Here is a 23,593-nt window from a genome sequence, read left to right as displayed (position 1 = left end):
ATGAACTACATAAAGCTACTTAATGCGGCTTTTGAAAAGTTCTATTTCGATGACCGCCTAAACCCTACCCATATCAGCTTGTATATGGCACTGTTCCAAGAATGGAACAGTAGCCGCTTTGCCGACGAATTTTATGTAAACCGTAGAGATTTAATGCGCTGTTCCAAAATAGGCTCAAAATCCACGTATCATCGATGCGTTACAGATTTAGACTCGTGGCTTTATCTATCCTATTTTCCATCCAATAATCCTTACAAAGGCAGTAAAATCAAGATGTCCATTATCGGGACAAGTGATGAGCCTGTAATGGGACCCTACAATCCCATATTAGAACAGCTTGCGGAACAGTACCATCCCATAAATGGACAAGCTGTGGACTTGCACCGTCCCACCAGTGGACAAGCATTGGTATCTACTATAAACAATACCAAACAAGTAAACAATATAAAACAACCAAAGGACTGGCAGGCCGTTATTGATTTTTTTATTGAAAAAGGTTTTAAAGCTGATGAAGGAAAAAAATTCTTCGAGCATTATGAAACTCGGAACTGGCAAACGAGTGATGGAAATAAAATTAGGGATTGGCGTGCTTTGGCCACGAACTGGATGGACAGAACAGAATTATATGCCGAGGAAAACAGGCCAAACAAAAAGCAACCGTCCCAAATCAAGGACAACTTGCGAACCACTAAAAACAAAGATTATGGACAACCCCTCTAAAATTACCGAAGGTGGCGTGGAATACTCGCTCGGAAAGTTTGATGGCAAAAGCATTCTCTACGATTTTGATAAAATCCTGATTTACTTGGATGCAAAGGGAAAGTTGCTCTTTGGCAAACAATTTAGAATCTATGATGAAGACACAGTTATCATTCGCAAACTATGTCACTATTTCATCAAGGACAAAGAAAATTGTCTAAAGGACGATATAGACCTTGACAAGGGTATTCTTCTATCCGGACCAGTTGGATGTGGAAAGACCACTTTGATGAAACTGTTGCGACATATCGTTCCAATGCAGCGACCATACGAAATGGTTCCGTGTAGAAATATTACCTTCAGCTTTAATCACCTCGGATATAAAACTATTGAAGAATATGGAAATACTAAATTTTTCTGTTTCGACGACTTAGGCATAGAGCCTGTCGGAAGATTTTACGGCAAAGATTTGAACGTAATGGGCGAAGTGCTCTTGTCTCGTTACGAATTATATCTACAAACCAAAAAGAAAATCAAAACCCACGCCACCACTAATCTAAACGCAGAGGAACTGGAAGAACGTTATGGGAACCGAGTTAGAAGTCGAATGCGGGAACTTTTTAATTTGGTTGCTTTTGATAAGGGGGCTGGGGATAAGAGAAATTGACTCATTAAAATTACGCTATCTGATTAATAATTACACAATTAACAAATAATATTACACTTTAAAGTAAATATATTACGACTATTGGTTTTTATATTACGTTTTTAAGTATATTTGCCACTGTTAACTAACAGGATATTTCGAGAAATGTATACAGAACTCATTAAAATAATTGAAGGTGGCCTCAATCAAGATGCAAATAAGGTAATTAATTATTCAAAGCATTTGGTAAAAAAACTTCGCGAAGATGGAGAAGATAAATTGGCAGATAAAATTATGAAGACTATTGAAAAGGCCAATGGTGTTCCGGTTTATAAAGACCAGTTATTTGATGCGCCGGTTGACAACGATACAAGATTAAATATCGCTGACATTATTATGCCGCAAAATATTAAATTGGATATTATCCTGTCTGACAGTGTAATTGAACCTATCAATCAGTTTATTTCACTTGTTAATTCTAAAAACATCATTAAAAGTAAAGGGTTGGACATTAACTTGTCACTTTTATTATACGGTCCTCCAGGATGTGGTAAGACTACCTTGGCCAAACACATTGCCAAAGAATTAGATATACCAATCATCATTGCCCGCTTTGACTCTTTAATTTCCTCTTTATTAGGTAATACGGCAAAAAACATTAGAAAATTGTTTGATTATGCTAAAAGCAAACCTTGTATTCTTTTTTTAGACGAATTTGATGCCATTGCTAAAGCAAGGGACGACAACCAAGAGACTGGAGAGTTAAAAAGGGTAATAAATAGCTTATTACAAAATATTGATGAATTTAGTGAAAATGGTATTCTCATAGCGGCTACAAATCACGAACAATTGCTTGATAGTGCCATTTGGAGACGCTTTGAAAAAATCATCAATGTCTCTATTCCCAACAATTCAGAAGTTCAAAATTTGGTGAGGCTATATTTTGATAAGATTGATTCGGAATTGGATGTCGAAGATAAAAAATTAGAAATTCTTTTCAATTATTTGAGTGGTTATTCTCATTCGGAGATTGTAAAAATTTTAAACAGCGCATACTACAATTCAATAATCAAAAAAGATGAATACGGTTATGAAGATATTTTTATGGAGTATTTAAAATATAAAACCAATAATCGGTTTGCTCAAGACGAGGCAATACGCTTTCTACACGAAAGTAATATTACTCAAAAACAGATTTCAACATATTTAGATTTATCAATAAGACAAGTTAGAAACGCATTAAATTTAGAATAAAATGGCAAAGAATTTACCCATAAAGATATTCCAAAAACGAAGATTGGATGAAAGAAAAACGGAAGGAAGCGGTTCAAATAAGCCACCAAAATGGCAATTGAACGATGCAGAATTAGCAGAAAGAGCGGCGCTTTTGCTTGAACCATTCGACCAACTTTTTGATGAATTCCGGACACGCCCGAATGCAAGGGATTTCATCCCTGCAACGCTAAAAGTTTATATAGATGACAATGCTATTGCCAAATCACATCGGAAAGACATCCAAAGTCTCTTCAATGGTAACCGGACTAAAAACAATGTCATTGGTTTTATTGATTCTAACAGTTTATTAATAAAAGTAGACAACTTGGAAGAAGGTCAATCTATTAGACGAAACATCGCAAATTTCAGAAAAAATGCCAAATCGATATCTGCAATAGAAGGAATAGAAGTATTTTCCCCACAGGTTGTTGAATTCGCCGAAGATGTTCTCAAAGTATCGTTGATTGATTATCATAATTTCGAATTAAACAATGCCGTCAAAGTAGCATTCACTAAATTTTGCCAAGAGCTAAATTTAAAAATTAAGGAAATTCGATATTCAATCGGACTAATCATTTTTAAAATTGAAGGTGCAACACCAGCAAATTTAGACCAACTTTCAGATTTTGAAGCGTTGGAGACAATTGATTTTATGCCAAGATATAAAATTGTTTTGGACGCAATGGACACTGAAGATGTTTTGGATGTTTTAGAGCCAAAAGAAGGTGTTGATTATCCCATAATTGGCGTTTTAGATACAGGTATTTCAGATAATAAATATTTGAAACCTTGGCTTACCCAAGATAAATTTTCTACATATCCAGAAGATTTGATAGATTCTTCTCACGGAACGGGTGTATCGAGTGTGATAATTTACGGCGACAAATTGCAAAATGAAATGCTATCTGGTAATACGGGTTGTATGCTCTTTGATGCGACAGTATTTCCTGACAGTAGCAAAGAATCAATTTATGAAGATGAACTTATTGAAAATATTAGGGAGGCCATTAAAAGTCAAAGAAACATCAAAATATGGAACTTGTCTTTAGGTACAGACCAAGAATGCGATGTCAATGATTTTTCAGATTTTGGTATTGCTCTGGACAGTATTCAAGAAACGTATGATGTAATTATTTGTAAATCCGCAGGAAACTGTAAAAATTTCATAAGTGGAAGGCCAAAAGGTAAGATAGCAAAATCAGCAGACTCAATTCGGGCACTTGTGGTAGGTTCAATCGCACACAATAAAAATGGATATGACATTTCTGAAGTAAATCACCCATCACCTTTTACACGAATTGGCCCTGGTCCTGCAAACAGTATTAAACCAGATTTGGTTTCAATAGGCGGTAACGCTGGAATGAACGGTGGTAGAAGTACTCAAAATGGCATAAATGCCATCGCGACCGATGGTAGGATAGTCCAAATTATTGGAACAAGTTTTTCAACACCTCGCATAACGGCACTTTTGTCGGAACTGAATTTTAAAATCAGTGAAAATTTCAACCCAACGCTTTTAAAAGCTTTGGCAATACATTCGGCAAAATATCCAAGTATGCTCACACTGCCAGCCAGTGAGAGGGTAAATCAAATGGGCTTTGGTGTTCCCGATTCTGCGGACGATATTATTTACAATGACCCACACGAAATCACGCTTATTCTACAGGAGAATATTGTTAAAGGAGAATTTATTGAGATTTTGGAATTTCCGTTTCCCGAAAGTTTAATAGATGATAACGGATTCTTTTATGGCGAGGTAAAGGTAACTTTGGTTGCACAACCCGTACTTCGTGAAAAGCAAGGTGCTGAATATTGCCAATCAAATCTGGATGTAAAATTCGGTACGTATGATAATATAAAAGATAGAGGTATTGAGAAAACCAATATTCTGAACGAATTTGGTCCAGATGATGCCAAAAATGTATTATTGGATTCCAATTACAAAAGTGCGTTTAAGAAAGACACTGAAAGCGATTATGCGAGGGAAAGAGTTCTACTGAATTATGGTAAAAAATATCAGCCTGTGAAGAAATATTCTGTTAATCTTAATGAAATGACGAATTCCAACAAAGAACATAATTTGCAAAACACTCGTAAATGGTATGCAAAAATAACAGGCACTTATAGAGACTTTGCTGAAACACTCGCACAAAAAGATGGAGAAATTCTTAATCAGGATTTTACATTGGTGGTAACCATCAAAGACAATAAGCGTCAACACAATATCTACGATGAAGTAACACAGCTATTAGAAAATCGGAATTTTTTACATTCAAACATCAAATTAAGGGAGGAAGTACGTATTCGTTTGGATAACGACATTGATACTGAATAAAATTAAACAAAATTATATGTCAACAATATTAACTAAAAGTGAGTTATCACAGATTGCTCGAAGCGGTTCAAGACCTTTTTCTAAAGAATTGGCTCTTGCCAAAGTAGAAATAACAAGAAATATGCAACAGCGTTCGTCAAAGAGCTCAAGTATCTTTTTATCTCATAGTCATAAGGATAAGGAAGCTTTTGAAAATTTTGCAGCTATACTTGAACAACTTGACGTGAACGTTTATATTGACTGGCTTGATGAAGATATGCCATATCCACCTACGGGAAGGACAGCAACAAGATTAAAACAAGCAATCAAACTAAATAAAAAATTCATTCTGGTTGCCACGAATAATGCCATAGAATCAAAATGGTGTAATTGGGAATTAGGTCTTGGGGATGCTGCAAAATATATTGATAATATTGCTATAATGCCCATAGCAGATAATACAAATGTATGGTCAGGTAATGAATATCTACAAATCTATCCATATATCGAGAAAAACTCAAAGATGTGGGAGTATGATAATTATTCAGTTGTTTTTCCAGATGGTACCAAAATAGATTTAAAAGCTTGGTTAAAAAATTAGTATGGGTTTATTTACAGAAAGTGAGTTGCGTAATAAAACAACTTCGGAGAAAAGATTATTTAGCAAAGGATTACGTGGGCCTGTCAATTTAAACGAATCTTACGACCCAAATCAGACTTTTGATGTTTTTCTATCACATAGTTATTTGGATAAGGATATCGTTTTAGGGATTAAACTTACATTGGAAGAATATGGTTACTCGGTTTATGTTGATTGGATTCAAGACGCTAATCTCAATCGAGGTAGCGTTAATAAGGAAACAGCTGCAATCATAAGAGAGCGTATGAAAAAATGTAGAGCCTTAATACATACATTTTCTATTAATAGCTCTAACTCAAAATGGATGCCGTGGGAATTGGGATATTTTGACGGCATTAAAAGCCAAGTTGCAGTACTTCCAGTAACTACGACAGAAAAAGACAGTTTTAAGGGAGCTGAATATTTAGATTTATATCCTTTTATTAAAAAAGCAAAGTCAACAGGTGGGGATTTACACTTATGGGTTCACGAGGAACCTTTAAAATATGTAATGTTTCATTATTGGATGACTGGCCATACACCTTTCAATCATTAAAATAAGATTATGAAATTTAGTCAACAAATAGAGACATTTATTAATGATTTTGTACAAAATCTTAATGAAGGAAGTGCATCAATTTTTGCTGGAGCAGGCTTATCACAGCCAGCTGGCTTTGTGAATTGGTCAAAATTAATGGAAGAAATCGCAAAAGATTTGGGTCTTGATGTGAATATGGAATCTGATTTGGTATCAATAGCTCAATACCATCAAAACGAAAATCAAAATAGGGATAAGCTCAACAGAAAAATCGTCCAAGAGTTTGTTGAAGACACAAAGGAAACAGAAAACCATCGTATTATTTCCCGCTTACCGATTTCATCAATTTGGACTACAAATTATGATACTTTAATCGAAACAGCATTTAAAAACGTAAAAAAAATTGCCGATGTTAAATATACCAACCAACAATTGTTACATACTAAACCCAAGAGGGATGTAGTAATTTTCAAAATGCACGGCGACGTTAATCATCCTTCCGAGGCTATTCTAACAAAAGAGCAATATGAACGTTATCATATATCCCATCAGTCATTTATTGATGCGCTTTCCGGAGAACTTATAACTAAAACCTTCCTCTTTTTAGGTTTTAGTTTTTCAGACCCAAATCTCGATTACGTATTGAGTCGTCTTCATTATCGATTTAAAGAAAATAAAAGACAGCATTTTTGTTTTGTCAAAAAACATCGATTAGATGATTCAGAAAACCCGGATAAAGCAACTTTCGATTATAATACTACCAAACAAAATTTAATCGTAAATGATTTGAAGCGCTATGGCATCACATCACTTTGGATAGATGACTATAATGATATTACAGAAATATTAAAGGAAATAGAAAACAGATATAAAAAACGAACAATTTTTATTTCAGGTAGTGCAGAAGTATTCGAACCGTTTACCAGAAATGAATCCCTTAATTTTATTCATATTTTGTCTAAAAAAATCGTTGAAAACAACTTTCGTATTGTGAATGGTTTTGGTTGGAATGTTGGCAGTTCTGTAATTAATGGCGCTTTGGATTGCATTTATTCAAATCCTACAAAATATTCCGAAGACCAACTTGTATTAAAGCCTTTTCCTCAAATCGCTTCAGGAGGTAAAGATTTGAAGACACTTTGGGAAGATTATCGGCAAAATATAATTTCACAGGCTGGTATCTCGATATTCTTATTTGGTAACAAAAAAGACGAACACAACAATATAGTAGAAGCCAATGGTGTAATAAGAGAGTTCGAAATTTCACACCAAAAAGGTAATATCTGTATTCCAGTCCCTATAACTGGCTTTGCAGCTAAAGCAATTTATGATAAAATTTTATTAGACCCTAAAAACTTTTTTACTAATCCTGACGAGATAATACCAATATTAAAAGAGCTTGCAAATGATAATTCAACTCTAAATGATAAAGTATCATTGATACTCAAACTAATAAATAAAATTAAATAGAATGGGAAGAAAAGTATTTTACAGTTTTCATTATGATAATGATAATTGGCGAGTAGCGACATTAAGAAGCATTGGAGCAATAGAGCAGAACCCAATAGCAAGTTCCAATAAATGGGAGGAAGTAAAACGTGGTGGCGATAAATCCATTAAAAATTGGATTGACGAAAATATGGTTAACCGCTCTTGTCTTATAATGTTGATTGGCAGTGCTACATTTGGTAGAAAATGGATTAATTATGAGATAGAAAAGGCTTGGAACGAAGGAAAAGGGATTGTTCCTATTTACATTCATAATTTAAAAAACTCTTTGGGTTACCAATCAAGTAAGGGTAAAAATCCATTAAGTCATTTTAAATTGAACTCTAAAGATTTATCCACTATTGTTAAATCCTACGAACCACCATACACTGATAGCAAGGAAGTTTATTCTTATATTTCCAGAAATTTGAGCAATTGGATTGAGGATGCTATAATATTTAGGAAAAGCTTTTAAAGTTATATTAGTTTAGACCCGATTTTCATTAATTATTATTCACAACAATAATAAGAGCTTTGAATTTATCGTAGGCAAATCGGGATTCACAATGAAAAACTTATCGAATAGACTCCTTTTGATTTATATAAGATTATAGTAGAGATTCTATAAGCCCATTCCACAAAACAACACTTTATATAGCTTAACAATTATAGCCTTAATTAACTTAATAATTTCAATTCCCAACTCTTCCATAACCACTAAAATTTTTGTTTAAACCTTCCAATAATACCTTTGCCATAAATACAAAATTTTCAGACTTTTGGTAATATCGACTTTCGTCTACATTACTCAAAAACCCCAACTCCAAAAGCACCGAAGGGCAATAATCTACCGTTTCCTTCAAAACCTGAAAATTCGCAAACTTCACACCCCTACTTTCAAATCCCAATTCCTTATTAAGCGCAGCTTGCAATTGAAATGCCAACCAAGTGGCATCATTTGAATACTGTGAGGTAGCCTTGGCCACATACACTTCAATTCCTCTAGCATTCGGATTATCCGAATGATTACAATGCAATGACACAAACAAATCAGCATTTAAAGCTTTGGCCAGTTTAGTTCTGTTCGATAAGGAAATTAAGGTATCCTTATATCTGGTCATATAAATATCCAAGGGCTTATTCAAATCGTTGTTTAACTTCAAAATCTCATTTGCAATAGACAAAACCACATCCTTTTCTTGGATTCCATTTATGCCTATTGCTCCAGAATCTTTTCCACCGTGTCCAACATCAATAATTATTCTTTTTTGAGTTGCATTTTCCTGCCCAAAAATGATGGATATTTTTAAGAGCAAAATCACAAAACTGACGTTTTTGAGCACTTTTTTCATTTTCAAATTTTGGGTTATTAACAATTCAACTTCCAAAAATCATAGAATTTGACACCAAATAATAGCAAAGGAAATCAATCGAAATCAAATAATATTTTATTCACAAATATTTGATTATCAGTTATTTGTAAACAAATATATGTAAATTTCCAATAACGAAAACAACACAAATTTTTAAACTTTTCAGTTATGAAAAAATCAAATTATTTCGCAGTATTTCTTTCACTTATCTCAACATCTCTTTTTGCTCAAATTGGGGGCATTGAGGATTCTGTAAATGATGTGGGTGATACTATAAGAACAATCTTTCCAATTTTACTCGGTGTTATTTTTTTAGTTGGTTTCCTTTTTAACGCAGGACACTTCTTTGGCGAGAATGCAGATTTAAAAAAAGGTATTACCAGGGTTCTGGTATTCGTATTAATTGCGGGTGCTGTTGTTGGAATATTTACTTATCTAATTGGAATCGTAGTATAGTGAAGCGGTTCGAGGTCTATAGAAATATTAGGAAAAAGGCAGTCATTTTTGGGCTGCCCATTTCCCTGTTTGCCTTAATGATGATGTCCATACTTGGATCCTTAATGATTATTATTTTTTCATTCAGTTTCGGGATAATAATAGGAGTCTTAATTTTTAATGCTGCGCTATACATTGCATTGACCCGAATCACAAACAATCCACAACTATTTCAGATGGCGAAAGCCTTCCCAAAAATTATCAGTAACAAAAGAAATTCAGGCTTCGATTATGAACAAGATTAACCTTTCGGCATATCAACCCATTGCAGATATTCAGGACAATATCGTCTTCGCCAATAATGGTAACGTTGTCTTGTGTTATGAAGGTAACTTGCCAGAAATTTACTCTTTATCAGAAAAGGATTTTGAAGATATGCACGGTGCTTGGTTTCAGGCTTTGAAATCGTTGCCTGTGGGAACTGTGGTTCATAAGCAGGATATCTATCTTAAAAAATCTTATTCCTCGGAACAGCTTCCGAATAAAACTTTTTTAGAGAAAGCGACTCACGAGCATTTTAAAGGTCGTGGACATATTGAACACAAATGCTATTTGTTTTTCATTTTGACTAAAACCAAAGCGCTCAACAATCCAAAATATGTCAATCCGTTCCGAAAGGTTTCATTGGGAATTGTACAGGAACTGGACGACAACATTAAAAGCTTCGTCAACTCGGTAAGCGATTCTGTTTCCTTCATTAATAATAGCCGAAAAATGGCATTCCTTCCACTTAAATCGGAAGAGATTCAGAAGCTCACAAATGGCTATTTCAATGGCTTCAACGAAGGTTTTGACACAGATATATTGTTAGATAAAAAAAGCGTCAATATAGGCGAAAACTATTTTGATGCCCTTGCCATCAATAGTGAACTGTGCTTTGGCGAAAGTGTACAGAGTAGCAAAACCAATGAGAAATTCACTTCAGATGATTTTGTGTTTCATCAAGGGTTTATTGATGGTTTAGGGCTTACGCTTAATGAAAACCATATTGTTAATCAAATTATCTATCTGGACGACAAACAAAAATGGCGTAAGTTACTGGACAAGAAAATCGAAGAATTGAACAAAAGTTCCAATTTCGGTTCACAGAACAAAGTAGTACTTGGAAAGATTCAGCATATTCTCGACCATATAAATGCCGATGATAATGCACGGATTATACGTGGTCATCTCAATATTGTCTATTGGGCGAAGGCAGCCAAAGAACTTGATAAAATTACCTCAAAGATAAAGACTGAGTTTAAGGAACTGGATATCATCCCGTATTATCCACGAGGGGAAGAACGCAAGAATTATATACTGAACAGTTACTGCTGTTTCTCATCCAACTTTTCAAACAACGATTTATACGTTACCGATTTGAAACACGCACTTTGCCTGTTCATCAACAATACCAATTATAAATCTGATGCTACCGGAATTATTTTTAATGACCGTGAACATAATATTCCTGTTTTGAAGGATGTTTGGGACGAATGTAAGAAGCGGATCAAGGCTCGAAACTTTGCCATTTTCGCGCCAACGGGCGAGGGCAAATCTTTTTTGGCCAATAACATTTTGCGCCAGTATTTTGAAAGTGGCGTTCGTCTGGTCATTATCGACTTGGGTGGATCTTACACCAAATTTGCAAAGCTCTATCCTGAACAATATACCGTACTTCGTTATGAGAGTGGAAAAAATTTAGGCATCAACCCATTTTACATCAGTAACCAAAATGACCTGACACCAGAACGACTTGAGGATTTGTCGGTGTTCCTTTTTGAATTGTTCGCTTCGGATTTAAAAGTTACCAAAGCGCAATCGGTTTCCATCAAAAAAATATTACGTCACTATTACGATAGCACTGCTGAAAACCATTCTTTGGAAGGGTTTTACGGTTTTATAGAAAAGAATCAGAAAGACCTTCTGAATACTCTTAAAATCCATCCCGACTACTTCAATGTTACAAGCTTCTTGCACGTAATGTCTGAATATGTCGGAGATGGTCTATATAGCTTCTTATTTGAAGTAAGTGAAGACCAGACCTATAAAATTGAGGATAAACGCTTGATTGTTTTTGAACTGGACGAAGTGAAGGACAATAAAGAAATTCTGTCCGTAATGTTGAAGCTGATTAAGTCAGCCATCCAAAGAACCATTTGGAAAAACCGTGCTGAAAAAGGCATCATCCTATTTGACGAGTTTGCGAAGCAATTGAAGTTTGAAAACGTATTAGAAAGTGTGGAATTCTACTATCAAGCCATCCGTAAACAGAATGGTGCGATTGGGATTATACTACAATCCATCAATCAATTGCCGAACAATTCAACTTCTGCAAGCATTCTGGAGAATACACAGGTCATTTATAGCCTGAACAATGAAAAAGGGTATGATGAACTCGTAAAAAGGCTCAACCTCTCAACCCACGATCTGAACCAATTAAAGTCCATCAAAAACAATCTTTCCGGACCACGAAAGTACACCGAAATGTTTATCAAAATCGGGAGGGAAAGCAACATTTTCCGTCTCGAAGTTCCAAAGGAAGTGTATGCAGCTTATTTGACCGATGGAAAGGAAAACGAAGAAATAATGAAGCTCTACGAAGAGCATCACGATATGAAAAAAGCAATAATTCAATTCATATCTAAAACATAATATTATGAAATCGCAGATTCACGAATACCAAAACAAATATTTAGCAATGAGTAAAACAAAAATTTTAGTACTCGCAATGGCATTGCTGTTCAGCTTGAACATTAAAGCACAGGGAATGCCAGTTTATGACAATACCAATTTTATTAGTTTAATAAAACAACTATTAGAATCTGGGAAGCAAACCGCAAACATTATCAAGACTGTCAAGTTCTTAAAAACAGCAAAAGAAAACATTGAAAAGGTCAACGATGTGGTTAGGCAATTGAATGCCGTTCGTGAGATTGGCCGTAACAATCAGCGACTCATTGATGTGATGCAGGATGATTTAAGGGACATTCTTGATAGCCCTTACATCAAGCCCGAAGAAGTTGCAAGGGTTTCTGAATCATTCACTGCCATTGTAGAAAATTCTTTGGATACAATGAATTTCATAGATGAAATCCTATCCAGCGATTATCTGAAAATGAGCGATGCTGAACGTGCTGAAATCCTCAAACAAAAAGAACTGGAATCAAAGGAAATGGTTTCTAACGTCAAAGCCAAAACGAAACGCTACAAGGATATTATTTCCTTCAGAAAAATGCAAGATAAAATCAATAACCGCGAAACTGAATATTAAGGATGACCGCAACCATCATTTTAGGGATTGGACTGGAATATATAGACACGGTTTTTCAGACCATACAGAACAGCAGTTTCTCGCAATATACTATTGCAGGAATGAAAACGCTTGCTGTTCTGTTTTTTCTGGTCAATATCCTTAAAAAGTACAATGAAGGTGTTGCAGATAAGGATGGTTATACTTGGGGATTGAGTCCTGGAGAGCTGGCGAAGAATTTTGCAATTGTACTTTTGGTCATTTTCTCGACACAGGTATTAGGTTTTTTCGATGGCATCTTGGTTTCTATAGAAGCACAATACCGAGGAACTGCACCAGCTTTGTTGCCTTTGCAAATGCAGGACATTCCGATAGAGGAAGATGTAAATCTAATTGATGCTGCAAAAAATGCCATGACATTGCTTTATGAAGCTTTGGTAACGCCACTTTACGGGTTCAAAATATTTGCCTTTATCATTGGGATTATCCTATGGATTTTAGACCTGTTTATTTATCCGCTCTTTTTAGCAGAACGATTCTTCCTTTTGGGTATTATGCAGGCATTTTTTCCGTTGGTCATCAGTTTAGCTGTATTTGAAAAATTCCGGTCATTGGCTTATAATTTTTTTAAACTATATGCAGCGGTATATATGCTCGTGCCAGCCTTCTTTTTGGTCAATGTATTTGTTAATGCGCTATACACAGAAATCAACACAAACTTTTGGAATAACCTTTTTGGTACGGATGTAGGTCAAGGTTTTTTTGCTCCTGTAGTACAACTTGGTTCAGTAGGCTTCATTGTTTTCCTGAAATTCAAATTATATAGACGCGCCACGTCCTTCACGTTAAGATTATTTTCCAACTAAAGCAAAATCAGAATGAAAACACCTTATAAGAATATTTATAACATCCTAAAACTAAATAGGTTCATCGTTTTGGCAGTCGTAGTATTTGCCTTTTTGGCGAGTACATTTTCCGTTTGGATAGCATTTAGAACTAACAAAAATGCACTTAATAGTGCCTTTGCCATCAACACCGATGGTAGCATCATTCCATTAAAACTCGTTACCCAAAAAGAAAATTTCAAGGTTGAAGCTTTGGCGCATTTGGAACTGTTCCACAATTACTTCTATAACATCGATGCAAGCAACTATGAACGGAACTTGGAAAAAGCGCTTTGGTTGGGCAATAGTTCAGTTGACAATCTGTACCGCCAGAAAAAAGCGGATGGCGTTTACAACCGCTTACTACAGTATTCGTTGGTTCAAAAAGTGTTGAGTATTGATTCAAGGATATTTGAAAATAATGATTCATATAGTTTCACTACGACTACCATTTTTGAAATCAATAGAGGTACCATAATTGACACCTACGAACTGGTTTCAACTGGAAACCTCATAATGGTCAATCGGAACTTCCCGAATAATCCACACGGATTATTGATAACCGATTATTTTGAAAACACCTTAAAAAAGCTGAACAATGAAAATTGAGCCGACCCGCTTGCCGTCGTGCAGGTAATCGGGATTTATAAACCACGATTATGAAATGAGCCATAACTGTTTTGATACTAATCGAAATATTGGCTGGCGAATTACATCTGACAATTAAAAACAAATAAATATCAACAGATGAAAGTAGAAAAGAATAAAATAGTTTTTGCTGCGGTTTTGGCAATTATCTTCATTTTCCTGATATCATACTCTGTAATGGTAATGGGTGGTGATGAAAGTGAAAGTAAAAACCTTGAGCAAACATTGATACCTGATTTGGAAGAAAACCAAAAGCAATACAACTCAAAATTGGATGCTATCAATGATTTGAAGGAAGTTCGCGAAACCAACGCTCCGAGTATCTATGATGAAAAACTGATTGATTCCCTTGGCTTTTATAGTGCAGATTTGCCTACACGTGAAAAAGAACGTATCGTGGATAGCATCTATTCAGCAGGAAAAATCAAATATTCTGATTTGACTTATCAGAATCTTGGTAACAGAAGAACAGCTCCAAAAAAAGTTCAAGAAGTAGATTCCGCGGATATAAAAAGGGAACAGAAAATTGAGTCTAAAGAATTAGGCTTGGAGCATCAACTGTTCTTCGCCGCTTCTCCAAAACCAAACGACATTTCAATCATCGGGAATACGGATGAAACAATCTATGTGGTCGTCGATGGCGACCAAGTAGTAAAAGCAAACTCCCGATTAAGAATGCGACTTACAAAGGCTGCAATGATTAATAATAAGCAAATGCCAAAAAACACACTCGTTTTTGGATTTATTAGTTTTCAGCCAAATCGTGCTTTAATAGAAATCGAGAATATCAAGCACCATCCCACCAAACTTAAAGCTTTCGATTTACAGGATGGTAGTGAGGGTATCTATGTACAAAACAATTTTAGGTCAGAAATTACCACGGAGGTTCTGGACGATGTGATTGGCGATATTAATATTCCGAGTGTTCCCGAGGTTGGTGGTATTACTAAAATCCTAAAACGGAAAAACCGAAGCATTAAAGTGACTGTGTTAAACAATTATAAGCTTATTCTAAAACCAAAACTATGAACCTAACGGGTTCTCAAAAATTCACTATTATGAAAAAATATATCATAACTTCATTATTTATAGCTGTTGCAATTTTTGCACCTCGACTCTGCTGGGCACAGGTTACAGCACAAGACACAATAGTAATAGATACCATCTATGCGAATGACACTAAAAATGTTGCGCTGTTTTTTCCAGAGCCCATTCGGCAAGGCGTAACCGGTTCGGATAATTTTATATTTACGTATAACCGAGAAAAAGAACAGTATTTCGGTTTGCTTCAAGCAAAGCCCGGAAAAGAAAGCAATCTTCTGATAGTCAATAGAGATGGTTCAATTTTTTCGTATATTGTAAGGTATAAAAAGAATTTAACCAAGTTTAATTATTTCATTCCGAAGTCAAGTAGTATTGGGAACGAAAGACCAATAATGAATGATTCTATTTCGGTTGCTACTGCTGAAAGTAATGTTGATAACAGAAATTATTATTACCAGAAATTCAGTTCCTATCTTCTTGAAAGAAAGCAGCGTGTAGGTAGGATTAAAAAGCGAACCGAAGGTATAGTTTTGAGCGTTGAGAACATTGTTTTTGATACGGAAGAGCTTTATTTCGTCATCGAGATTAAGAACAATTCTACTTTGGATTACGATTTGAATTTCTTAAAACTCTCGGTTGAAACAAGACAAAAGGGAAAAAAGAAATCGTTACAACGTTTGTATCAAGAACCATTATTTAAACACAATCAGTCTTCCAAAATAAAAGAAAATGAAACAGTTCGGTTTGTATATGTAATACCAAAGTTTTCATTATCCAATGACCGCAGAGCAATTTTGGAATTGCACGAAAAAGATGGTGAACGTAATATTGAACTGAAAATATCACATAGTTATATCAATAACCCAAATTAGTAACGTTATGAAAAATTTAGTCATTTGCTCGTTCTTATTGTTGTTCTTCTCCTGTTCAGAAAACAAGAATCTTTCCCCTTCTGAAACTGCCAAAATTGTTGCCGAAAGTATTTATCACGGCGATGAAGCTACCTTAAAAAAGCATACAACTGCGGAAGGCTATGCAAACCTTTCAAGCATTCAAGCAATGTTTGCTGAAGATAAAGATTCAGAAGCTCATTTTAAAGTGGTGGATGAAGCGATGGATGGCAAGGTGGCTTGGGTAAAATATTCAACAGCTTACGACCCAAAGCCAGGTGTTTTTAAACTTGTTCAAGAAGATGGCCAATGGAAGGTAACGCATAATGGGCCGAGGGATAAGGGACCTTTTTAAAAAAAGAAACTTTCAAAAATAAATATCATTATGAGCACACAATTTTAATGGATTTTACCAGTTTATTTGATTATTTTCAATATCAAATCCTAAAGCTTCAACTTTTCCAGTTTCTGTAAATTCGTGTTTTCCATTATCGTTTTTGGAAACGGTCAATTCATTTCTTAAGATATGTGTGAGTTCAAGATTATTTTTTGAAACATAATCAAAATTAATAGCAAAATTGATTCCTTGCCCTCCAAATGGGACGCTCGGATAATAAATGCCATCTGCCTTACCTTCAGAATGAGCAAGAGCCACGTTGCAATAGGCTGTTGTGATTATATAAGTTTTACGGTCATTTTTTGCTGATTTTCTAAATTTATCAAACAAAAATCTGTAAAATAATATGGTGGCTTCTCTTATTTCTGGGTCACTTTGTTGAATGAAACTTTCCATTACCACTCCGTGTTCTTTGTCAAATTCTGAAATTCTATGTTCTTTATCAGGTGTGGTTACAATAATTCCAGTTAAAGGTATTTTTAATTGCCACCTTCCAATAGTGACATACACCTTGTCGCCATATACTTTTGTTTCGGACCAATACTCAACTAACTCTGCAAATGATGTAGGTCTATTTTCTGAACAGTAGAATTTAGATTGAAAGGGTCGATTACATCTTGCGAAATCTTTAACGAATTGATTTGGGGTTATTGAAATATCAGATATTAATGGAAATAAATCATCATTATCGTGGGTGCGTGTTCTGAAAAAAACTGATTCGGCAGGAATATCATATTGCAATACGGGAAGCCTTCCTATTGTCAAGTATGCTAAAACTGCTTTTTCGTAGGCATATTCATTCAGGGGATTAATTGCCTCCAATAGGGCAATGGCTTTTTCTACTTTCTCGACAGTCATATTATTTTAGCTGGATGTACTTAATTCTTTGTCTAAATTACTCGTGAACAAGCCTTGTATTAATTTACCATTTTTTAAATACTCAAAGAAATCATCATAATTTTCAGGACTTAAGAAATGAAAATTATACCGTTGGTTGATTTTATTTTCTTCAAGTTGTTTGTTTAATTCCTGAAAATGAATGGTTGCCCACTTAAATTTTGCCTTATTCAAGTCTGAATAATCTTGGTCATCCTTAATTTCAACTACAGTAATATATTCCATCTCATTATCAGAGGTTTTGATAAAAAAGTCCGGGTTAAATTTACCTTGTTTTGTGTGATTTCCAGATTTGCTTGATAGTGAATACTCAATTGTATAAAAACTTTGATTAGTTGATTTTAGCCAAGCAGCTATTGCATTGGCATTTTCGTTCCTTATCAGTTTTTCAGCAAATTTCCGTTCAGGCGTTGCGTTAAGAAAAGCTAAATCAACAGGTGTCTTAAAATCATAACTATTAGCTTGTTTTATAGCAGTACGGGGTAGTGATTCATCATCAATAACATCTTGCAAAAAATTTAAAACATCAACATCCTCAACTTCTTCACTGTATTTATTTGAATACATTACCGTGGAATTATGGCGCAAATTTCCAACAGATAAAGTTTCCTTTATTCTTTCTTTAGTTGAGATTTTATAAGGTTTTTGGGCTATTCTAACTAATTCCAGTGATTTGTTTTTACGTCTTAACAGCGTATTGAATGAAGAGAAAATGTTTCTTTTATTCTTTTCGTTCAATTCATTACCTTCAAGACCAACCTTATCCATTGAACGGCGTATTAATTTTGTAATCTCTTCTTTTGGTGGCAGATTATTTTTTGTGTATTGGCCTTCTTGAAGATTCAGGGTAACGCCTTCCCATTCTCTTGTTTGAAATTCGTGATAGATTTTATCGACAATTTCTTTAATAGGGGTCATTCGGTTTTTAATCTTGTACTCAACACCTTTATACTCATTGGCAAGGTTCGTATAAGTTGTTTCTTGGCTGACTTCATCAACTGAAGATTCTAAAGTTATGAAACCTTTATAGTTGAATTCTTTCTCCTTACTATTGTTTTCAACTGCATTTTCAATTTTATCATAATCTATATTGTAGAGTTCAAAGTGAAATTTACTTCTATCGCTATTGGTTAAATTTGAACTCTCCAATCGCATTTCCAACTCCAGAACTTCATCAACCAGCCCTTTAATTTTTGAACCCCAAGATGAATGGTTAAAAATTGTAACCTCTGCATTACCGATATATTCGGGCGGAACTCTTAAGCCTCTACCTAATACTTGGGAAATTAATAATTTTGAATTGAATGCTCTTTCCTCCATAGGGACTATTTGAAATACATTTTTGACATCCCATCCCTCTGTAAGCATAGAAACCGAAACAATCCATTCTACAGTAGAATCAGGCATATCTACGTCTTCCAACCTAATAGCATTGCGTTGGTGCGATTTATCTGATGTTACTGTCATAACGAGCTTATCACGAACCTCTTGTTCTTCCAAACCTTCTTCCAACATTAAAAACTCAACTAATCTCGTTTCAAGTCTTTTAGCATTAGTAATATTGTTAGTTATTAATATTGTTATAGGTTTTACATTTTTATAAGTGACTTTATTCTTGCTATGATTTTGATATATTTTCTGAAACCTTTGGTCTTCATTTATACTGTCATCTTCTGAAACATAATTGATTTTTTTTACAAATTTTTCATCAACAGCTTCTCGTAACGAATATCTGTATATAACATCATTGAAGTAATCATTACCTATATATGCTGTACCAGTAAAACCAAGCATATATTTAAAGTTATAGCCATCATCCAATAAAAACTTTTTCCACACTTTGAGACCTTTTGCCTCATTTGTGTTTCCTGAAATCTTATTGTAAATATGATGGGTTTCATCATTTAATACCAAAGTGTCAAAACCTTGCTTGAAACCGAAACTATCTTCAATTGATGAACCAGTTCTTTCGTAAACAGCGTGTACATTTTCAATACAAATAGCACCTTCGGCTACTGTAACACTTCCATCAACGATACTTGGATTTTTAATTATTGCTGATTGTGGAATTGTTTCTTTAAGAATTGGGTCGGAAACCAAGGCTAAAAATTTTTTAAGCAATTCCTTTTCAATAGTTGTGGATGGACACAAAACGAGAACTCTTTTGACCAGACCCATACCCAACAAAATTTGGGCGATTCCGTACATTACATAACTCTTTCCGGTACCTGTCGCAAGGTCTATAGTTGCAGATAACTTTGTGGGTAATTGAACCTTGCGGTGGTAATCTGCAAGTTCTGGGTATCTCTCCCGTAATTGAGGGTTTTGGTAATGGTTTTTGGTTATTAAGTCCTCTACATTTGAATATTCTTTTGATGCCAGGTAAATGACTGAATTTCTTATTGCCTCTTTTTGATACTCTCTTGTACCACAGAGTGCGTCTAAAAATCTATCCCAATATGCAAGGGGTAATTCGCTTTGGTTATAAAACTGATTTACTTTTAAAATTAAATCTTTTGTGTCGTATCGCTTTTTTTCCTGAATCATACGTTAATATTTTTATTGGTAAATACTTCACGAAATTCATTGCCGTAAATATCAACATATACCGCGCTTACTTTATGACCACAATCTTGTATTGAGATTTGAGCTTGACCATCTTCGCCGATAATATCTGCCGCAAAAAACACATCGGACATTAAAAATTCATTACCATTATAATCCTTGTCTACAACAACCATCGCTAAAGCATCGAGGCCAGGAATATCTTCTAATGTGTCTTCATCTGGATAGTATGCTTTAAACGCTTCTATTGTTATGACGCCATTATCAAAAGAGGACTTAACTTCGGGTTGTCTAATAAAATGAAAACCTACTGCATTTTCCAGTGAGTTTACATTACTTGAACTTGTAGGCTGTCTGAATTTTTTGAATTTTTCTTTATGCAATTCTTGAATAATTTGATATGGCACTTTTAGAAAATAATAGCGCACGTCGCCAATCTCATAGTAATCGTCAATGAATTGGACAGAATTTGCTGGGGCAACAATATAAATACGGTCCCCAACTTTTTTACCAATGTTTTTATGTAATATCTGCAAATAATCTTCATCTACAGCTGCATCTTTATGTTCCCAATATTTCCAAATCAATACATCATATCCATCCTTGCGTTCTCCTTGAAACTCAATTCCTGCTATTTTTTTTGATTTCGGGTTTACCTCGAAAAGATTGAGCACAAAGTTTTGATACTCCTCGTGCTTTAATTTAAAAAGTTTTTCAATATCATAAAAACCTAAATTTAAAGTCTCAAATGCCCTTGAAGTTTTCTTATAATCTATATTCTTATTTTGAAGAGAACGTGTATTTTCAATTGTGAGAATTCTCTTTTGCAATGTGTAATATGAAAATTTACCAATATCACAAGTAATCCATTTTCTATTTAATTTTTCAGCTACAGCAGCTGTTGTTCCGCTACCACCAAAAAAATCCAAAACCAAATCTCCTTCTTCAGTAGATGACTCTATAATTCTCTGTAATAAAGCTTCAGGTTTTTGAGTTGGATAACCCGTTCTTTCTTTAGCAACTGGATTAACAGGACTTATATCGGTCCAATATGATTCGATAATATCCCCTTCGATTTCATCTAAATATATAACCCTTGAACCACCAGCGGTTGGGTTTACATCATCACGATAAAGCCTACCGTCCTTATCAATTTTAAATCTTTCCTTATATGCTTGCGAATGTTGCCTAAATTGTGTTTCCCATTGATAAGTCGAAGATTTAGTATACGAGTAGATTGTATCGTGTTTTTGAGGAAATTTTTTGGAAGTTTTTCTTTTGAAACCAAAATAGCACCATACAATTTCATTTCTAAAATGGTGCTCTCCAAACACTTCATCAAGAATCATTTTAATATAATGACCTTTTTTGGTATCCATATGGACATATATAGAACCGTCAGAAGCTAAAATTTCCCGTGCCACAATTAGTCGTCTTCTTATAAATTCGACAAATTCGGCATCTTTAGCTTTATCTGTGTATGCTTTTTGACCCTGCGAACCACTAAAATCTGATTCCGTTGCAAAAGGTGGGTCAATATAAATTAATTTGACTTTCCCTTTTACCTTATTTTTTATTAGTGGGTCTTCATTCTTATATATGGTCTTCAGAAATTGAAGATTGTCGCCAAAAACAATCATATTTTTCCAACCGTCAGGATAGGATTCGCGGTCGCCATTGTAGGTCCTTTCAATTTGTAGTGGTGCAGCCGTCACGCCATCTTCATCTGCAAGAATATCTTCTTTACGCATTTTACCAGCATAAACAAGCTCATATTCCTTTTGGGTTGTTGGGAAAAGTTTGTACTTAAAATCATCGGGCAATTGCTCGCCATTCTGTAATTTTTCTATTAAGAAGTCTTTCTCTCTTTGGCTTAATTCTGTCATTGGCTGTTTAAAATAGGCATTAAAGATATTAGTATAATTTCACGATACAAAAAGATGAATGAAGTTAATTTTAAGGTTTAGGTTTAATAATGCTTAACGTATTGCTATTATGGAGTTCTCGTCAATCAAATATTGACCTTGCTTCCTCATAAATCCGTTCAAAATTAACCTCCAAATCAGCTTGAGAAAATTGCTTCGATTCTTGCGGAAACTCTCTTTTTATGTTGGCTAACTTGAACTGTATCTTTTTATCCTTTCCATCCGCATAGGTTATGAATTCGCCTTGTTTCAATCTGAAAAACACATCAGCCCGAATTTTAGGTATTTCCTTTTCTCCAGTTGTAATTCGTGTATCAAAATCTAGATTATGCCCACGACTTATGCTCTTGGTCGGATCTTTGATTATTTCAAAAAAACGTTCATAATATTTAGCGGTGTCCGGGTCGTTTACCTTTCCGAAAAATTGGTAGGATAGATTGCTTAAAATAGCTTTGCTTGCTTTATCGCCATACATCATATCGTTTTGGATTTTGTCCTGCATTACGTAAATCGTAGAAATATTATAGCTTCGAAGTGTCGCAGGAATACGGTGCATATTCAATAGTCGTATGGTTGGCGCTTCTTCCATCAATAGAAAAGACGGTTTGCTATTACGAACACTCATTTGCTTTGTAATGGTGTGAATGATGGTGGCAATTACAGGCGAGTACGAAGTTTCAAATTTGGGATTGTTCACAACTGAAATTACGGTTGGGTTTTCCGGGCTATTTATATTGAGCGGCACTTCATCCGCAGACAATGCCATAAAAATGCGTTGTGTGCTAATTCGTTTCAGCGCATTGGCCAAAGTGCTTTTTACACCTGCGGTCTGTCTTTCAGAATCCTTGCCACTTATAAAAGCATCTGCCATTGCCCTCGATGTTGTATTGGTTTCCAAAAACTGGATAAGGCTATCTGTGTCCAGATATTGATAAATGGCGATTAAATGTGGAAGTGTGCAAAACTGTGGATATGTGGTTTTCAGTTTCCAAATCAATCCACCAATCAAACCTTCCGCAGCATCGTTGAAGAATTTTGTTGTTCCGGTTGTTCCTGATTCCCTTTGTTCCAAAAGGTTTTCAATCAATACCCTTGAAACTTCGTTTACGCTTTCCTCGTTCTCTAAATAGCGTGGCGCAATAGGATTTACCCTGTGGATAATTTTATCGAAGGAAATGACCTTAAAAGGGATATCGCCATCCTTAAAGAGTGGATAAGCCATTTCGGTCAGTTCAAAATCTTTGTAATCGTGAATAATTCCGCAAAATCCTTCTTTTTGAAAGTGTTTTAGGAATCCATACACAACACTCTCGGTCTTTCCACTTCCGGCAGAACCGATTATGGATGCACCTCGTTTATGGTTATCCAGTTTAAAGTTTCCTTTTGTAGTGGCAAAGTTGACCTGATATTTGGCATTTCCACTTTTAGGCTCGTCCGTTTTATGCAAGAAAACATACATTCCTATATTAATTAATATCAGAGGACAAACCAAATAAAGTGCTATTTGAACCAATGGTAATTGTTCATTTAAATAATACACAAGAGCGCCAATCAATAGAAGATTGACGACAAATGCATATCTGCTTATCCGAAATATTCCATAGAAAACACTACTGCCCAAAACAATAATAAAAAGTACCGTTACGAGATTGTCCATTTGCATA

General features: G+C 34.9%; 22 protein-coding genes. 17 read left to right on the top strand and 5 right to left on the bottom strand.

Translation table 11 applies throughout. The features are described 5' to 3' along the window. The 8 genes from MWU65_RS12450 to MWU65_RS12415 all read left to right on the top strand — a co-directional run bounded on the left by MWU65_RS12450 (nt 1) and on the right by MWU65_RS12415 (nt 8,054). Nucleotides 1-720 carry a hypothetical protein gene (locus MWU65_RS12450; RefSeq protein WP_247078382.1) on the top strand — a complete coding sequence of 240 codons (720 nt, stop codon included), beginning with the start codon at nt 1-3 and terminating at the stop codon, nt 718-720. Beyond that, nucleotides 704-1,366 carry an ATPase gene (locus tag MWU65_RS12445; protein WP_247078367.1) on the top strand — a complete coding sequence of 221 codons (663 nt, stop codon included), beginning with the start codon at nt 704-706 and terminating at the stop codon, nt 1,364-1,366. The genes MWU65_RS12450 and MWU65_RS12445 overlap by 17 nt, the downstream gene beginning before the upstream one ends. Nucleotides 1,367-1,510: 144 nt before the next feature. Next, nucleotides 1,511-2,599, top strand: coding sequence for an AAA family ATPase (locus MWU65_RS12440; RefSeq protein WP_247078365.1), 1,089 nt, complete (start codon nt 1,511-1,513; stop codon nt 2,597-2,599). A gap of 1 nt (nt 2,600) precedes the next feature. Then, nucleotides 2,601-4,955, top strand: coding sequence for a S8 family peptidase (locus tag MWU65_RS12435; RefSeq protein ID WP_247078363.1), 2,355 nt, complete (start codon nt 2,601-2,603; stop codon nt 4,953-4,955). 16 nt (nt 4,956-4,971) lie between these two features. Further along, complete coding sequence (locus MWU65_RS12430; protein ID WP_247078361.1) at nt 4,972-5,535, top strand: toll/interleukin-1 receptor domain-containing protein; 564 nt, start codon at nt 4,972-4,974, stop codon at nt 5,533-5,535. Between the two features lies 1 nt (nt 5,536). Then, nucleotides 5,537-6,109 carry a toll/interleukin-1 receptor domain-containing protein gene (locus MWU65_RS12425; RefSeq protein WP_247078359.1) on the top strand — a complete coding sequence of 191 codons (573 nt, stop codon included), beginning with the start codon at nt 5,537-5,539 and terminating at the stop codon, nt 6,107-6,109. A 9-nt stretch (nt 6,110-6,118) separates the two neighbouring features. Further along, nucleotides 6,119-7,561 carry an SIR2 family protein gene (locus MWU65_RS12420; protein ID WP_247078357.1) on the top strand — a complete coding sequence of 481 codons (1,443 nt, stop codon included), beginning with the start codon at nt 6,119-6,121 and terminating at the stop codon, nt 7,559-7,561. Between the two features lies 1 nt (nt 7,562). Beyond that, nucleotides 7,563-8,054 carry a TIR domain-containing protein gene (locus tag MWU65_RS12415; RefSeq protein WP_247078355.1) on the top strand — a complete coding sequence of 164 codons (492 nt, stop codon included), beginning with the start codon at nt 7,563-7,565 and terminating at the stop codon, nt 8,052-8,054. A 217-nt stretch (nt 8,055-8,271) separates the two neighbouring features. Here the strand turns inward: MWU65_RS12415 and MWU65_RS12410 are convergent, their stop codons facing one another. Further along, nucleotides 8,272-8,931 (bottom strand): N-acetylmuramoyl-L-alanine amidase, encoded by a 660-nt coding sequence (locus tag MWU65_RS12410; protein ID WP_247078354.1) that lies wholly within the window; start codon nt 8,929-8,931, stop codon nt 8,272-8,274. A gap of 189 nt (nt 8,932-9,120) precedes the next feature. Here MWU65_RS12410 and MWU65_RS12405 point away from each other — a divergent pair, with 189 nt between their 5' ends. The 9 genes from MWU65_RS12405 (at nt 9,121) to MWU65_RS12365 (ending at nt 16,500) form a co-directional block, all read left to right on the top strand. Further along, on the top strand, nt 9,121-9,408 hold the full coding sequence (locus tag MWU65_RS12405; protein ID WP_070237397.1) for a hypothetical protein: 288 nt from the start codon (nt 9,121-9,123) through the stop codon (nt 9,406-9,408). Next, nucleotides 9,408-9,692 carry a hypothetical protein gene (locus tag MWU65_RS12400; RefSeq protein WP_247078353.1) on the top strand — a complete coding sequence of 95 codons (285 nt, stop codon included), beginning with the start codon at nt 9,408-9,410 and terminating at the stop codon, nt 9,690-9,692. The genes MWU65_RS12405 and MWU65_RS12400 overlap by 1 nt, the downstream gene beginning before the upstream one ends. Next, complete coding sequence (locus MWU65_RS12395) at nt 9,679-12,081, top strand: TraG family conjugative transposon ATPase (protein ID WP_247078352.1); 2,403 nt, start codon at nt 9,679-9,681, stop codon at nt 12,079-12,081. The genes MWU65_RS12400 and MWU65_RS12395 overlap by 14 nt, the downstream gene beginning before the upstream one ends. Nucleotides 12,082-12,085: 4 nt before the next feature. After that, entirely contained in the window at nt 12,086-12,700 is a 615-nt protein-coding gene (locus MWU65_RS12390; protein WP_206735934.1) for a conjugal transfer protein, read from the top strand. 2 nt (nt 12,701-12,702) lie between these two features. Further along, complete coding sequence (locus MWU65_RS12385; RefSeq protein WP_111877874.1) at nt 12,703-13,545, top strand: hypothetical protein; 843 nt, start codon at nt 12,703-12,705, stop codon at nt 13,543-13,545. 12 nt (nt 13,546-13,557) lie between these two features. Beyond that, the gene (locus MWU65_RS12380; protein WP_247078351.1) at nt 13,558-14,172 is read left to right on the top strand and encodes a conjugal transfer protein TraK; all 615 of its coding nucleotides are present in this window, start codon (nt 13,558-13,560) and stop codon (nt 14,170-14,172) included. 138 nt (nt 14,173-14,310) lie between these two features. Next, a complete protein-coding gene (gene traM / locus MWU65_RS12375; RefSeq protein ID WP_247078350.1) occupies nt 14,311-15,240 on the top strand; it encodes a conjugative transposon protein TraM in 930 nt (309 codons plus the stop codon). A 29-nt stretch (nt 15,241-15,269) separates the two neighbouring features. After that, entirely contained in the window at nt 15,270-16,127 is an 858-nt protein-coding gene (locus tag MWU65_RS12370; protein ID WP_247078349.1) for a DUF4138 domain-containing protein, read from the top strand. A 7-nt stretch (nt 16,128-16,134) separates the two neighbouring features. Further along, nucleotides 16,135-16,500: a hypothetical protein gene (locus tag MWU65_RS12365; RefSeq protein ID WP_247078347.1), complete on the top strand. Its 366-nt coding sequence runs from the start codon at nt 16,135-16,137 to the stop codon at nt 16,498-16,500. Between the two features lie 54 nt (nt 16,501-16,554). Here MWU65_RS12365 and MWU65_RS12360 read toward each other — a convergent pair whose 3' ends face one another. The 4 genes from MWU65_RS12360 to MWU65_RS12345 all read right to left on the bottom strand — a co-directional run bounded on the left by MWU65_RS12360 (nt 16,555) and on the right by MWU65_RS12345 (nt 23,592). Then, nucleotides 16,555-17,400, bottom strand: a complete 846-nt coding sequence (locus MWU65_RS12360) for an RES domain-containing protein (RefSeq protein WP_247078345.1) — start codon at nt 17,398-17,400, stop codon at nt 16,555-16,557. A 6-nt stretch (nt 17,401-17,406) separates the two neighbouring features. Beyond that, entirely contained in the window at nt 17,407-19,986 is a 2,580-nt protein-coding gene (locus tag MWU65_RS12355; protein WP_247078343.1) for a DEAD/DEAH box helicase family protein, read from the bottom strand. Further along, complete coding sequence (locus tag MWU65_RS12350) at nt 19,983-21,890, bottom strand: site-specific DNA-methyltransferase (protein ID WP_247078341.1); 1,908 nt, start codon at nt 21,888-21,890, stop codon at nt 19,983-19,985. The genes MWU65_RS12355 and MWU65_RS12350 overlap by 4 nt, the downstream gene beginning before the upstream one ends. Before the next feature lie 121 nt (nt 21,891-22,011). After that, nucleotides 22,012-23,592 carry a type IV secretory system conjugative DNA transfer family protein gene (locus MWU65_RS12345; protein ID WP_247078339.1) on the bottom strand — a complete coding sequence of 527 codons (1,581 nt, stop codon included), beginning with the start codon at nt 23,590-23,592 and terminating at the stop codon, nt 22,012-22,014. Nucleotide 23,593 lies beyond the last annotated feature (1 nt).

This window comes from Cellulophaga sp. F20128, from assembly GCF_023015805.1.
Classification (GTDB): Bacteria; Bacteroidota; Bacteroidia; order Flavobacteriales; family Flavobacteriaceae; genus Cellulophaga.
This window is presented reverse-complemented; position numbering and strand designations above follow the sequence as displayed.